Origin of the sequence: Sulfurovum indicum, from assembly GCF_014931715.1 — a bacterium.
Classification (GTDB): Bacteria; Campylobacterota; Campylobacteria; order Campylobacterales; family Sulfurovaceae; genus Sulfurovum; species Sulfurovum indicum.
This window is the reverse complement of record NZ_CP063164.1, coordinates 1422267-1436326: the sequence shown is the minus strand read 5'-3', so window position 1 is coordinate 1436326 and position 14060 is coordinate 1422267. Positions and strand designations below refer to the sequence as shown.

General features: G+C 40.0%; 11 protein-coding genes. 7 read left to right on the top strand and 4 right to left on the bottom strand.

Features of this window, described 5'->3' with window-relative positions; all coding sequences use genetic code 11:
- Window position 1 precedes the first annotated feature (1 nt).
- The 5 genes from IMZ28_RS07180 to nrfD all read left to right on the top strand — a co-directional run bounded on the left by IMZ28_RS07180 (window position 2) and on the right by nrfD (window position 7092).
- Window positions 2–1591, top strand: a complete 1590-nt coding sequence (locus IMZ28_RS07180; protein ID WP_197547908.1) for a nitrite/sulfite reductase — start codon at window positions 2–4, stop codon at window positions 1589–1591.
- 514 nt (window positions 1592–2105) lie between these two features.
- Window positions 2106–2663, top strand: coding sequence for a PAS domain-containing protein (locus tag IMZ28_RS07175; protein ID WP_197547907.1), 558 nt, complete (start codon window positions 2106–2108; stop codon window positions 2661–2663).
- A gap of 67 nt (window positions 2664–2730) precedes the next feature.
- Window positions 2731–5151, top strand: a complete 2421-nt coding sequence (locus tag IMZ28_RS07170) for a molybdopterin-dependent oxidoreductase (RefSeq protein ID WP_197547906.1) — start codon at window positions 2731–2733, stop codon at window positions 5149–5151.
- Window positions 5152–5161: 10 nt separating this feature from the next.
- Entirely contained in the window at window positions 5162–5839 is a 678-nt protein-coding gene (locus tag IMZ28_RS07165) for a 4Fe-4S dicluster domain-containing protein (protein ID WP_197547905.1), read from the top strand.
- On the top strand, window positions 5821–7092 hold the full coding sequence (gene nrfD / locus IMZ28_RS07160; protein WP_232087435.1) for an NrfD/PsrC family molybdoenzyme membrane anchor subunit: 1272 nt from the start codon (window positions 5821–5823) through the stop codon (window positions 7090–7092). Before IMZ28_RS07165 ends, nrfD begins: the two co-directional genes overlap by 19 nt.
- Before the next feature lie 16 nt (window positions 7093–7108).
- Here nrfD and IMZ28_RS07155 read toward each other — a convergent pair whose 3' ends face one another.
- Window positions 7109–8686, bottom strand: a complete 1578-nt coding sequence (locus IMZ28_RS07155; protein ID WP_197547904.1) for an AAA family ATPase — start codon at window positions 8684–8686, stop codon at window positions 7109–7111.
- Between the two features lie 124 nt (window positions 8687–8810).
- Between IMZ28_RS07155 and IMZ28_RS07150 the strand changes: the two genes are divergently transcribed.
- Entirely contained in the window at window positions 8811–12335 is a 3525-nt protein-coding gene (locus tag IMZ28_RS07150) for a toll/interleukin-1 receptor domain-containing protein (RefSeq protein WP_197547903.1), read from the top strand.
- Complete coding sequence (locus IMZ28_RS07145) at window positions 12332–12769, top strand: hypothetical protein (RefSeq protein WP_197547902.1); 438 nt, start codon at window positions 12332–12334, stop codon at window positions 12767–12769. The genes IMZ28_RS07150 and IMZ28_RS07145 overlap by 4 nt, the downstream gene beginning before the upstream one ends.
- An 11-nt stretch (window positions 12770–12780) precedes the next feature.
- On the opposite strand, the gene IMZ28_RS07140 is transcribed toward IMZ28_RS07145, so the two are convergent.
- The 3 genes from IMZ28_RS07140 to IMZ28_RS07130 form a co-directional block, all read right to left on the bottom strand.
- Window positions 12781–13101, bottom strand: coding sequence for a hypothetical protein (locus IMZ28_RS07140; RefSeq protein ID WP_197547901.1), 321 nt, complete (start codon window positions 13099–13101; stop codon window positions 12781–12783).
- 11 nt (window positions 13102–13112) lie between these two features.
- Window positions 13113–13718, bottom strand: coding sequence for a hypothetical protein (locus IMZ28_RS07135; RefSeq protein WP_197547900.1), 606 nt, complete (start codon window positions 13716–13718; stop codon window positions 13113–13115).
- A 78-nt stretch (window positions 13719–13796) separates the two neighbouring features.
- Window positions 13797–14030: a hypothetical protein gene (locus tag IMZ28_RS07130; RefSeq protein ID WP_197547899.1), complete on the bottom strand. Its 234-nt coding sequence runs from the start codon at window positions 14028–14030 to the stop codon at window positions 13797–13799.
- Window positions 14031–14060: the final 30 nt, after the last annotated feature.

Below are 14060 nucleotides of genomic sequence, written 5' to 3'. Positions count from 1 at the left end.
TATGGCTAAAGAAACAGCAGCGCAGCGTATAGAAAGAATTAAAGTTGAAAAAGACGGTTTGTCTGTATTGGCTGATATTTATGAGTATGCCAAAGGTAATAAAGAGATTGAGCCTGAGGATATTGACAGATTTAAATGGTATGGACTCTACACACAAAATAAAAATTTACAGGATGAAGATGACACTACACTCTATTTTATGTTAAGAGTAAAGCTGGAACAAGGTGTTATCAATGTAGAACAGTTAAGATGTCTCTCAAAAATATCAAGCGATTTCGGAAGATCTACGGCAGACTTTACAACAAGACAAGATATACAGTTTCACTTTATAAAGGTAGCGGATCTGCCTGAAATCTTTGAGAGACTCAAGAGTGTCGGACTGAGTTCGGTATTCGCAGCAGGGGATGTACCAAGAAATATTGTTACCTGTCCTGTGAGCGGCATAGATCAGGATGAAATCTATGATACTACTTTCCTGGTGCATGAGATCAATAATTACCTAAGAGGTAATCCCGATTTTGTCAATCTGCCGAGAAAATATAAAATAGGTATATCTGGTTGCGGCAAGCATTGTATGGGACATGAGATACAGGATCTGTCGTTCACTGCAGTTCATACGGATGATGGTGTATTGTTCGCAGTCAATGTCGGCGGAGGATTGGGTTCGAATAAAAAAATAGCACTTCATTTGGGATATGTAAGAGAGAAAAATGTACTTGATGTCGTCAAAACAGTTACGGCTGTCTATAGAGACCATGGATTAAGAAAGAGCAGAAAAAAAGCACGTTTAGGTCATCTGATCGATGAATGGGGACTTGAGAAGTTTAAAGCATATACGGAAGAGAAACTGGGATTTAAGTTTATAGACAAGCCGCTTTTCAAAGCTACGCCTTATGCACAAAGAGAGCATTTTGGCATACATAGATCACTGATAGAAGGGGAGTCATATGTAGGCTGTGCTGTCAATGGAGGGCATATTGGGGCTGATGGGCTATCTGATCTGGCTGACATATTGGAGAAGCATCGTGCAACGACCATTAAAGCAACAAATACGCAAAATTTTATTATTTTGGATGTACCGGAACAGAATACGGATAAACTGGCCAAAGATCTGCTTGATATCAATATTGAAGTAAATCCAAGTCCGTTCAAGGCCAGAACACTGTCGTGTACAGGAATCAAGTTCTGTAAGTTCGCACTTGTTGAAACAAAAGATGAAGCAATAAAGCTGGCGTCATATTTGGAAAAAAGGTTTCCTGATTTTAGTGAAAATGTATCAATATCCCTTAACGGTTGTCCAAATTCCTGTGCCCACCCGCATATTGTCGATATAGGATTGTCAGGTATAAAATTTAAAGATGAGGAGGGAAATACTGTTGCAGGGTTTGAAATTATCTTGGGAGGGAACCTTGAAGGAGAAAATTCAAATTTCGGTCTTAAGACCGGAATCAAAATATTGCCAAAAGATATTCACCGTACATTTGAGAATATCATAGAACAGTATCTTGGGAGTGAACGAAAAGGCTTGACCAGGTTTTTAAAAGAGAATATGAACAATGCAGACTTTATAGCGTCATTACAATCGGTGTGACATCGGGCAAGAATTCTTTTTCTGGCAAAAACTGAAAAAAGGTGAACTGTACTGAGGGTATGATTCTGCAGAGCATTAAAGCGCTTTGTTGTTTTATTATAGATGAGAAAAAAAGTATCTTTTGTCCATAAAATATTATAATTTGATTTATAATATATTATAGACTTAAATTTAACAAAGAAATAAAATATATTTATATAAATATTTAAGCTAGCATAGATTATAATAATGAATGAGTATTCATTGATGATGCTCGCAAGGTTGGATTTTAGTATATGGCTGGAATATAAACTTCATATTACTCCTTATTTTACGTTGCATTATAGACATAGCCGTATACTACTATCTGATCTACTGAGAAGAGAGTTCAAATATTTACCATAGTAGTTGTTTAGTGTACAGTCAGATATTTTCTGTCCATTGGGGTTTTACATATTTAGAATTGAACGATGTAGTATCATATAGTTCCCAAAATTTATCTGACTGTGCAGTGAACAAATCTGGAGGATGAATCATGTTGACCAAAGAACTTAAGGTATCGGAAGATGGCAGTTACTCTACAAGTACCAACCAGGACGGTATTATTGTCTCAGTAAGTGCGGACTTTGAAAAAATATCAGGTTATACAAAGTCTGAATTAATTGGAAAGAACCACAATATTGTCCGGCATCCGGATATGCCGAAAATCATATTTAAGAAGATGTGGGATGCACTTGAGAACGGGGAAGAGTTTATCGGTTTTATTTTTAACCATGCGAAAGATGGCGGCTACTACTGGTTTGCGAACAGAGTCTACCTCTTTTCAAGAGATAAAGATGGAGGATGCAAATATTTTTCATATAAGTCACCTATGTCGCCACGGGCGCGTCACTGCATGACAAAACTCTATGCAACACTGCTTGAAGAAGAGAAAAAAGGCGGTATCGAAGCATCTGAAAAATACCTTGAGGAGTATCTTGCATTCAGAGGTGTTACATTTGATGAATATGTGAAAACATTTTTGGACGGAACCGGATTGTTTAAAACCGGCTTTTTTATGGCCAGAAAACTGTTCGGAAGCTCTTCTGTATAATTTTTTTGTATCATACCTTATAAAATATATATGAGTTTGACAGTGTGTTCTTATACCGGAGGGATAAATGAAAGTTGAGATATCGCGAAGAAAATTTTTACAGGGTTCTGTGGCGTTGAGTGTCATAGGAGGAAGTACAGCTTCCCTGAGTACTCTTTTGGCTGAGGAGAAGCGTGTTTCGCATACGAATATGAAAGTTGCCACTGTGTGTGAAATGTGTGTCAACAAGTGTACAGTTTTTGCTCGTGTAGAAGAGGGTATTGTTAAAAAACTTGATCCCAACCCCCACTTTCCGAAATCCAGGAATATGCTTTGTGCCAGAGGTGATGCAGGCATACATGCTCTTTACGATCCGGACAGACTCAAATATCCTCTTATACGAATAGGAGAAAAGGGTGACGGCAGATTTAAGCGTGCAACATGGGAGGAGGCTTATGAGGCCATACTCAATGGTACAGAGAAATTCAAAGGGCTTAAACAGATACTGGATGAAGAAAAAGATAACCGTTCTGCGTTGGGTTACTGTGCAGGTGAAGGGATGGGAGAGCATACCTTTAGACAGTTTATGGGTGATATGCTGGGCTCTACCAATTTTGTAAACCACTCTTCTATCTGTCTGAAGACCACGACAGCAGGTTATGCTCTCACTTTGGGAGCCTATGGAAAAGCAGATATGGAAAATGCCTCTTATGTCATTATGGCCGGTGCGAACAGAGCAGAAGCTATAATGACCCCGGATACAATGGATATGTTCAAGCGTACCAGAGGAAGAGGTCTTAAACTGATCGTGGTCGATCCGCGTTATACCAATACAGCACAACATGCGGACAAATGGCTTGGGATCAAGGTGGGTACCGATCTTGCTTTTGTCCTGGCGCTTACCTATGTGGCGATCAAAGAGGTACTTTATAACAAAGCATTCGTCTCTAAGAATATGAATCACTTTGAAAGGTATAAAAAGCATATCCTGGAGCATCATTACACACCGGAATGGGCAGAAAAGATCACAGGGATAGATGCACATACCATTCGGACGATCGCGCGTGATTTTATGGCGCATGCCCCAAAGGCTATCTATTACCAGGGCAGGCGTACGGCCTGGAGTCTTCAGGACTTCCAGCTCAGACGCGCTCAGGCGATCTTTACTGCGCTTGGCGGAGGAATAGACGTCAAAGGAGGCATTGTCTTTGGGAAAAAACTTCCTTTGGAAGAACATACTGTGGATTACCCCATTTACAGCAATGTCAAAGAACGGATAGACAAACATGAGGCTACTTTTATCGGACCCAATGGTACATGGATAGGGTTTAGGAATATGATAGCCCAAAAGCGTACTCCCTACCCATTACGTGCTTTTTTTTCATATAAACAGAACCCCATGCAATCCATACCAAATATAGCTAAAACGCGTAAAATGTTTGAAAATCTGGACTTGGTCGTTACGATAGACACAATGCCGTCAGATACGGTAATGATGTCTGATGTCGTGCTGCCGGAGTGTACCTATCTGGAGCGTGAAGACCCTGTCAAATCTTTTGCAGGAGCAGAGCCTGCCATTGTTCTCAGAAATAAAACGATAGAACCTCTTTATGAGACCAAGGCACTGTTTGACATTCTTAAGGGGTTAAGCAAAACAATTTCAAAACCACTTTTTGAAATTTCAGCCAAATATGATGATGAGCTCAAAGAAGCTATAGAGAGTGATGGTTTTGAAGAGGTATTTGAGGAGAACAATTTTGATCTGAGCAGAGCATTTGAGGAGTCACAGGAAGAGATTAATAAAGAGCGTATAGTCAGTGAGTATGGAGAAGAAGCTTACCGGATACTAAAAGAAAAAGGTGTGTTCTATCCCCATATGGACGACTATTTCAGACAACTTTCTACCAATGAATACCAGTACTATCCGGAAGATAAAAAATACTATACGACACCCGGCGGAGAGAAACTGGATGCACAGGATACATGTATAGATGAAAAAGAGATGGCGGCACTTAAGAAAAATCTTGGAACCAAATCCGGAAAAGTGGAGTGTTATCTGGATACTATGGCCAAAAACGGACAAGACCCTATGCCTACATGGAGAGAGGAACTTTACACAAAGACCCCAAAAGGAAAATTCAAGTTTATTACAGGGCGTCATGCTCAGCAGACGCAGAACAGTACTGCCAATAATATCATGCTTTTAGATGTCATGCGGGAAAACTATATATGGATCAATAAAGAGCAGGCAGAGGAGAAAGGTATTAAACATGGAGATGTTGTGGAGGTGAAAAGCGCTGCAGGTGTCATCTATATCAAAGCCTATCCTACAATAAAGATCATTAAAGATGTCGTTTTTTATGTGCATGGTTTCGGTCAGGAATCAACCGGACTTACTTTCGGCTACAGGAATGGCGCCAGTGACAATATGATCATCGAAGACAAGATTGAGTCTGTCTTCGGATCGGCAGCGATGCATGAAACACTGGTAGAAGTGAGAAAGGTATAAAGGGGATCATATGAATTTTGCAATGGCACTTGACTATCAAAGCTGTATCGACTGCAAGGCGTGTGAAGTCGCCTGCAAAGAAGAGAATGGTGTGCAGCTTGGTGCTGACAAACAGCGTATATGGGTGACACAGTCTGAAAAAAGTATTTTTGGGGAACCTTTTGTAGTACTGCACCCTTCACAGTGCAACCACTGTCAGGATGCACCCTGTGTGGATGTCTGTCCTACCGGCGCAAGCTATTTTGCCATAGGCGGTATTGTTATGAGCAACAAAGAGACCTGTATCTTATGCAGAGGATGTATGGAAGCCTGCCCTTATGATGCACGTTTTGTTGATGACACCCATGTAGCTGTAGACAAATGTACTTTTTGCTATGACACACGTATCGTTAAGGGAGAGATGACCACCGCATGCCAGGCTACCTGTCCTACGAAAGTAAGACTCTTTGGTGACCTGGATGATGAAGAGGGTGAACTGGTACAGCTGCTTAAACATAGAAAATTCTATGTTCTCAAGGAGAATGAAGGTACGGTCCCAAAACTCTTTTATCTGCTGCCGGAGCATGATATGAACTATGCCATGAATTCCGTAAATGAGGAAACCAATATCTATACATGGGATGAATTTAAACCTCTTATTGAAAAAGCAAAAACAAAAAGGAGCTCCCAGTGGCAAGATATACAATAGCAGGGGTAGAAGTCAACCGGGTTTCTTTGAAGAACCTGTTGCTTGGTGACAAAGTCATCTATATTGCATACGGGTTTTTGGTTTTTGCTCTTATCGGAATGATAGATGTCTTTTGGGATCGTTACTTTCTTGTATCTGCTACTGCTTTTGATGCCGGTCTTTTCCCTGGCAACAGAGAGGTTGCTGCAGCGATGAAAGAAGCTGTTTTCGGTTCCGGGGGAGAGGTCAAAAGGGAAGCACCATGGTCACTCTATATTGTCAACTATATGTATATGATCTATGTAGGCTCCGGTATTGTATTTCTGGTAGCACTTGCAGAACTTTTCAATATTACGCTTATTAAAAGGGCAGCAGCCGGATTTCTGACACTGGGGCTTGGAATGATACTTGCCGGTCTCTTTACGATCCTGGTGGACCTCAATATCCTTCATCTGCACTGGATGCTGCTTTCTCCCCGATACAACTCCGGTATGTGGCTGATGCTGCCTCTTTATATCATATATATTCCTCTTATTGTCCTTGAGATATACCTGATACTCAGCCATCATACCAATTTGGCAAAAAAACTGGCATTGCCGATACTGCTTATGAGTCTTGCGGTAGAGTTTTTGGAGTTCTATGTTCAAGCCAAACTTTTCGATATGAATTCAGCACGCCATTTATGGACGACGTATCCTCTTTTAACGTTCTACTTTATGATATCTGCATTTACTGCATCTGCAGCAGTGATGATGCTGTATACATTCCTTGTTTACCGTAACACCGATAGAACAAAGTGTGCAGCGATGATGGATCTTGTCAAAAAAATCACACTCTACTCTGTTATTGCCTTAGGTTCATATGAAGCAACTGCCTACCTCTTTATCGATAAAAAGTGGGCAGGAATTATTTTGTTTGGAGATTTTAAATTCTACTTCTATGCCTATCTGCTATTGGCAGTTGCAATACCTTTTGTACTCCTTTTTAAAGAGCGGAGCAGCAAATTGGCAAAGGTTATCGCTTCAGTTTCCATTATTATAGGAACCTATTTGGGACGCATTATTTTTGTATATGGAGGAAATGCCTATCCTATGAGTGACCGTTTTGGTATTGGTTTTGAGAAATACGGAGAGTATGAAGCTGTAAAAGAGATTGTTTTCTTCATGCCGTCATGGGGCGAAGCGGCCATTGTTATCGGATCATTGGGTATTATTATTTTCGTTTACAGGGTCATCAATTTGTTTTTTTCTGTTTCGATGATGAGAGAACCCTGATAAAAATCCCCAGTGATTACTGGGGGTCCGGTGCTTCATAGAGTGCTTTTTCAAAATAGTTTTTAATGATCTTGTTGAGGGATCTGGCACCATAGGGACTTTGTTCCGCCTGATCGAGTATTTCTTCTATCTGTTCAGGAGAGAGTTCCAGATGCCTATCGTTAAGCAGCAGCATCTTTTGATATTTTTTAAGAGGAGAGTGTTTGCTTTCCAGGAGTATTTCCCTGTAATCCTCCCTGCTCAGCCTGTTGAGAATAATGATATCATTGATCCTTCCCAAAAGCTCTTTTGGGAGCTCTGTTTTTTCGATCTCATTACTTTGTAGCGGTTTCTCTGTTGTAGAGTCTACCGGTCTAATGAAACCGGTGCGGTTTTTTTTCTCTTCAATAACTCCCTGAAATGAACCTGCAAAGAAAAAAAGCATTTTTCGTGTAGAGATCGTCGAGATCTTCGAAAACTCTTTCTCTTCACCGTATGATTTGCTGATGCTTACATCAGCACCTTCAACAATACGCAGAAGCTGGTAGAGGATGGCCTGCCCGTCATGGTGTGTAAGCAGTTTGTCCACTTCATCGAAAATGACAACGGCTGCTTCAGCCTCTTTTTGTCGATAATGTGTTTTTCTTAGAAGATCTTTCAGCATATCATTCAGCGTGTATCCTCTGATGCCTTCTGAGACAAGTGTACTGCAATCTGCATGAATGTAGGGAAGTCCTGTCATATTGCAGGAGACTTCAAGCAGAAAAGATTTTCCTGATCCGGTACTTCCACTAATGAGCACCGGGTCAAGCGGCTCAAACGGGATCTTCTTTTTGTGGGTATGTGACCGGTATATTTTTTGCTGATAGTAGAGCAGGGAGGCTATTTTTTTGACTGCATCTTCTTGTCCCTTGATCGTTTTTTCTATGTGGGATCTGATAGATCTTGGAACAAGGTTTTTTTGTTTATCGAGGATAATTTCAGGATGGTTTTTTCCTGATACATAGTAGCTTAGATTTTGTTCTATCTCGAGCCACTCCTCTTCAGCTTTTTGAACAAGTTTTTTGATATTTTTGTCAGAGTCACTCATATATTGCAGCGCAAAGGTATTCATCTCACTTTCAAACGTTTCTATAAGCATTGACAGCTGGAACTCACTGAGAGTTTCCGTCGAGGTCAATACATCTATTTTATTGCTTTTATCCAAAGAGACAGAGCTTTTGAGCAGCTGTTCCAGATAATGTTGCTGTTCATAAGAGAGTGGGGTATTCTCATAGATCCCATATGTATGCGTATGTGTGCGCCTGATCCCCCATCTGTCTTGATCATAGGTGAGCTTTTCTATCCACAACTGTTTATATGGGTTGCTTTGCAGTAACTTTACATCCCATTGCTTGAGTTTATGCATAGCAGCGATACAAAATGCAAGAGGAAGAGCAGGCACTTCTATCTGTTCTGTCAGCATATCAAGTGTGGTGTCTTTCATATAGAGAAGCCCAAATCTTTTACAGAGTTTACGCTTTTGTTTACGCTTCAGTTTAGACCAGACAGTATTTTCAAATGCATTCATCCATTTTGTATCAGACTTTTTTATTTTATCATTATGTAATGACATCTTTTCTCCTTTTTTTATGTGTGTTGATTGAGGGTAACTGACTGGAATTGGATATTTTAGACGATACAAAAGGATTTCAACTTCTATTCGATATACTTTTCTATAATAGCGGGGGAGATGGGTTGTGGCAGTAGTTTTTATTTCGCATTCATCCAAAGATAAAGATAAGGTAAATGAGATTGTTGAAGCTATTAGACTTCAAGGATTTGACTCTATTTTTTTGGATCATGATAAGTTAAAAGGGATCAAAACAGGGGAGCATTGGGAACAACGGCTTTACCGTGAGATCAAAAGAACCCATGCAATGCTGCTGATACTCTCTCCGGCATGGATAGACTCCAAATGGTGTTTTGCAGAGTATACACAGGCCAAAGCTTTAGGGAAAGAGATCATTCCTGTTGTGATCGACCATGGTATCGATAATGAAGTAGATCAATGGATAGATGGTTTTTTACAGAAAAGTGACATATCCAAGGATCAGCATGATTTAAGCAGGGTGATCAGCAGACTTAAGGAGATATCTGTCCATACACAGCGTGGTTTTGAATGGGACAGACACCGTTCTCCCTATCCGGGTATGATGTCTTTTGAAGAGGAGGATGCAGCTATTTTCTTCGGAAGAGAAGATGATACTCTGGAGGTCATAGAAAAACTTAATGCAATGAGAAACCGAAATGCCCCAAAGTTTCTCAATATTGTTGCAGCTTCGGGGATGGGGAAATCCTCTTTTTTGAAAGCGGGCATTATTCCGCAGCTTAAGCGCTCCTACAGCGACAGGTGGATTGTGCTGCCTGTACAGAGACCTACCAGAAGACCACTGTATGCATTTGCTAAGAACTTGGCAGCTTTTTTAAACAAAGAACAAGAGTATAAAAGCATTTATGAAGCACTTTGGCAGGAGAACTACCAAGAGGTGCTGGATGACCTGGTATCGGAGATAGAGTTTGTCTCCCCCCAAAGTGCCATTTTGTTTCCGGTGGATCAGGCAGAAGAGCTCTACTCTCTTGCAGAGAAAGATGAAAAAGAGCAGTTTTTCCGTTCTCTTTACTACCTTCTGAAGGAGAAGGAACACTTCTTTGCCATATGGACACTCAGAGCTGATTTCCTCAAAGAGTTTCAGGCAGATAAAGCACTCAAACCTATCTGCAAGACCATGGAACTGTTTGCACTTACGCCTTTGCGAAAGGAAAATGTCTCTTCCATCATTAAAGATCCAGCTGTGGTAGCGGGAATAGATATCGATGAGAGGCTGATAGAGAAGATCAAGGAGGATATGCAGACTACTGATGCACTCCCTCTGCTTGCGCTTGGTATGAGCGAACTCTACCAAAAGTATGGAAAGAGTGGCCAGATTACGCTGGAAGGTTATAAGGCACTCGCCAGAGGCGAAGAGAATCCGTTGGAGCATATCATCCAGCAGAAAGCAGAAGAGGCAATAAAAGGGTTCCGTGAAGATGCGGAAACCATGCGTGCTCTGAAGGAAGCATTTATTCCCCATCTGGTTCGTGTGAACAGTAAAAATGAATATATCAAAAGGATCGCCCTGTGGGAAGAACTGCCCGCAAAAGCATATGCTGTTCTTGAAGAGCTGGTCAAAGCAAGACTTCTCATCAAAAAATCAGAAGAGGGCAAAGAGGTCATAGAGATATCCCATGAAGCACTTATCAGAAAGTGGCCGCTGCTGCAGAACTGGCTTCAGGAAGAGCAGGAGTTTCTTGTAGGCAAGTCACAGCTTGAGATAGCCTTGCAGGAGTATAGCAGAGAAGATGCAAACACCAGGCACAGAGCATACCTGAGCGGGATAAGACTGCAAAAAGCTTCCAGCTGGCTGTTGGATTATCAAAACCAGCTGAGTACCGAAGAGAAAAACTACATCAAAAAGAGTATAGCATTTCACGAGAAACAGGAGAAGAGGAGAAAAACACTGTATCTTGGAGTATTTCTTGTTGTTTTGCTTTTTGGGCTTTTCAGTGCCTGGCAGTGGAGGGTTGCAAAGGTAAATGAAGAGAGGGCAACAGTACAGGCAAAACTGGCAGAAAAGAGTGAAAAAACAGCATTAGACAGATTGGCAACAATAGAGAAACAAAAAAATGATATGATAGGGGCATATTGGGTATTGTTCCTGAATGATGATGCAAAAGACGGACATATTGATAAACTAGACAAAGTATCGAAAATTCTAACATACCTGGATGCCAATGTAACAAGAAAAGACTTTTTGATCAATGTACTTACGAAGTATTTTAGTAAAAAAGGATTAGGGCTTAAGTTTGAGGAAAAAGAGTTAAATGATTTCGATAAAATTTTTACCGGTATAGTTTTTAGAAAAAGTAAATATGTAGGAATGGAGTTAGAGGCAAGGCTTTCTTTGGATCTGTGGCTATTATCCAAAGAGCAACTCAAAGCTCTGGATAGACTGATATCAACACTCCTGTCGCAAAATTTGCCGGATATTTTTCAAAGATATCGAAATGTAAATGATAAAGATCGTCAGACCCTGGAATATCTCTCTTTCATGCTTAAGTACATGTATGAGCCCAACGAAGAACTTTTGAACAAGCTTATGAAGTTTAAGCAGTTTAAGAGCAAAACAGAAAACAGTGTATACAGCGGACTGGACACCTTATTGAACTTTACATCTGTGTTTAATTATGTCAATAGTGAAAGGTTTGCAAAAGAGTATACCCAGGATAGATGGGAGCAAATACTTAATGAAGGGATTGAGAAGATCGTAAAGATTTCAAGGGTTTTATATCGACACTCAAGCCAGTATCCGGAGCTGTATACAACCAAAGAAAAAGAGACTATTGAAGATATGTATTTTTACGGTATTTATAAGATGAAAATTGATTATAAAAAAATCAACAGGAAACATGAAGTTCCTGACTGGCTTAGAGGCTCCCTGTATATAAATAAGTTTATGATCTATAAATATAAAGAAAAAATAGAAAAATTATTTAAAGATTATAAATTAAAAGAAATAGAAGAACAGATCAATCATATTCTTGCTATTCAAGATGATAACTTCTGGGCTTTAAATCAGCTCTCATACAGCTATCTTTTACAAGAGAACAAAGAGGCTATTGTATTGGTTGATAAAATGATCAAACTGTTTCCGACACAGAAAGAGTATCTAAATAAAAAACTAAAAGCATGTATATCTATTTTGAAAGATACCAATTTGAATTTAAATAAGAAAGAAGAGAAAACTCTCTTTAACTATTATTTCAATATGGCATCCTGTAATGCAGCTAACGGAAATCTCTCAAAAGCGATCCGGATTACCAGGGATTCTCTGAAAAAATATGATGATATGCCTAACAAGTTAAGAGCCGAACGGTTTGGCAACCTCTCTTGGTTCCAGTTGCTTTCAGGAGAATATAAAGAGGCTTTGAAAAGTGCCGAGGAAGGTTTAAAACTTGATCCTGCACAAAAATGGATCGAAACAAATCTGGCACATGCCAAGCTGTTTTTGGGCAAATATGATGAAGCCAAAATGATCTATGTAAAAAATAAAGGATTGAAACTGGACTCGGGACAAATATGGGATGATGTCATTATTGAGGACTTTGCAATATTTGGGGAAAAAGGTATCAAGAGTAAATATTTTAAAGAGATTGAAGTGCTCTTGAAAAAGGATAAAACGTGAAAACAGTTGTTTGGTTGATTTTGATTTGCAGTTTGGTGTTGGCAGATAATAGCAATAGTGTAACGACAATAAGAGAGCATGGCACAAAGTTTATGATCAGTAATGCGTTGTTGAAAAAACATGCTCTCCTGGTAAAAATGATTTTGGCAACAGAGAGTATGGATGATGATGAACGACAGTATTGGTTCGATATTTTGCCTTCTATGACAGATAGACAAACTGAGCGGCTCTATAATATCTTAGAGACAGAGAGAAGAAAGCTGCAAGAACTGGAAAAAAAGTATGCAAAAGAGATTCGGATATTGAATGAGAAACATTTGATAGAGTATCAGAAGTTGCAATACGAAGAAAAAATAAAGTTTTTAAACAGTTTGCATAGCAAAGAAGAAAAATCGACATTAGAAGAAGCTGAAGAACTATTGCAAAGCATATAGTACAGGGGCATCTAAAACCATCCCGTTTTAGATGCCGTCAAAAAGTGCCATTGAGGGTCGCTCTCTTCGATACTGCTGCTGTACATGATGAACTTCAGGTCACCATCCCGCTCTTGGATGCAGACTTTGATACTGCCGTCCGGAAAAATCTCCTGTTTTGTCCTGATGAGCCCGGCAATACTCAGAGATTTGAGCTTGCCGACCTTCCAGCCCAGAGAGTCTGAGATCAGACGGATCTGCTGGGCATTGACCGTCAGATCATCTGTTGCTTTGAAACATCCTGCACCAAGGAGTGAGGCAAGAAGTGGCATGAGGAGTAGTGACTTTTTCATAGTTGGTCTCCTTAGATAGAATCTTCAATTTTTCTTTGGTCTAACAGTTTAAGTGTCTGTGCAAGAGTCTCTGCCTGTGATTTGGCAAATAAAATAGCTTTATCATCCAACTCATCCAGACTTCTGTCAATCCACCGGTTCATTCTCTCCAGCTCTTTTTGTCTGGAGTCATCATCCAACAACCCCTGCTTGTACATATTTTTTATATTACTGGTCCAGCTGCCTCTTCTGTGATATATGGTACTGATACCCTCTTGGATCATTCCGTTGAGTTCATCGGTAATACGTTCAGATTCTTTAATGATCTCTTTATTGAGTTCACTGACTTGTGTCTGGTAAATCCCATAGGCTTTTTTCTTGCGGATATCTCCATCAAGCATCAATCTATGGATAATATCTTCCTTCTGGGCTTCCAAAAGAGCGATGGCAATCTGCCCCATCCTTTCCCGAAGGGCTTTTCCTGCTTCTCTATGGTAAACTATTTCGTTAAAAAGACCCAAACGGGTTTTTTTGGACTGGACGGCTTTTCTGAGCTGTTCATTTTCTGACAATGGCTCTACCAGAATTTCTGCTTTTGTCTCTTCCGTGTTGATAAATGATGTTGTATTGTTTTTCATTGTTGACTCCTCGCTATATGTTGTTTCCGGCCAACCAGATGTCGGCACCGCCTGCATGGTGTATTTATCGCATACAAATTATGGATATTTTAGATAGAGGGTGATGAGTATGGGCTCAAGCTGCTTTGTCAGCCCGAAAACATACTCTTTGGTATGATACCTCATGTAAAAAACATTGTTTTCTCTATTTCTGTAGAGGAACATTCCCTCTTTCAATACCTTGTATATGTGTTTTTCATGTGCTCTTTTTGCCAGTCCTGCACGCTGTTTGAGTCTTCTTTTGGCATGCTTGGTGATGATGGGTGCTGTCATGACGGCTCCTTTGAAAAAAATTAAGTGCAA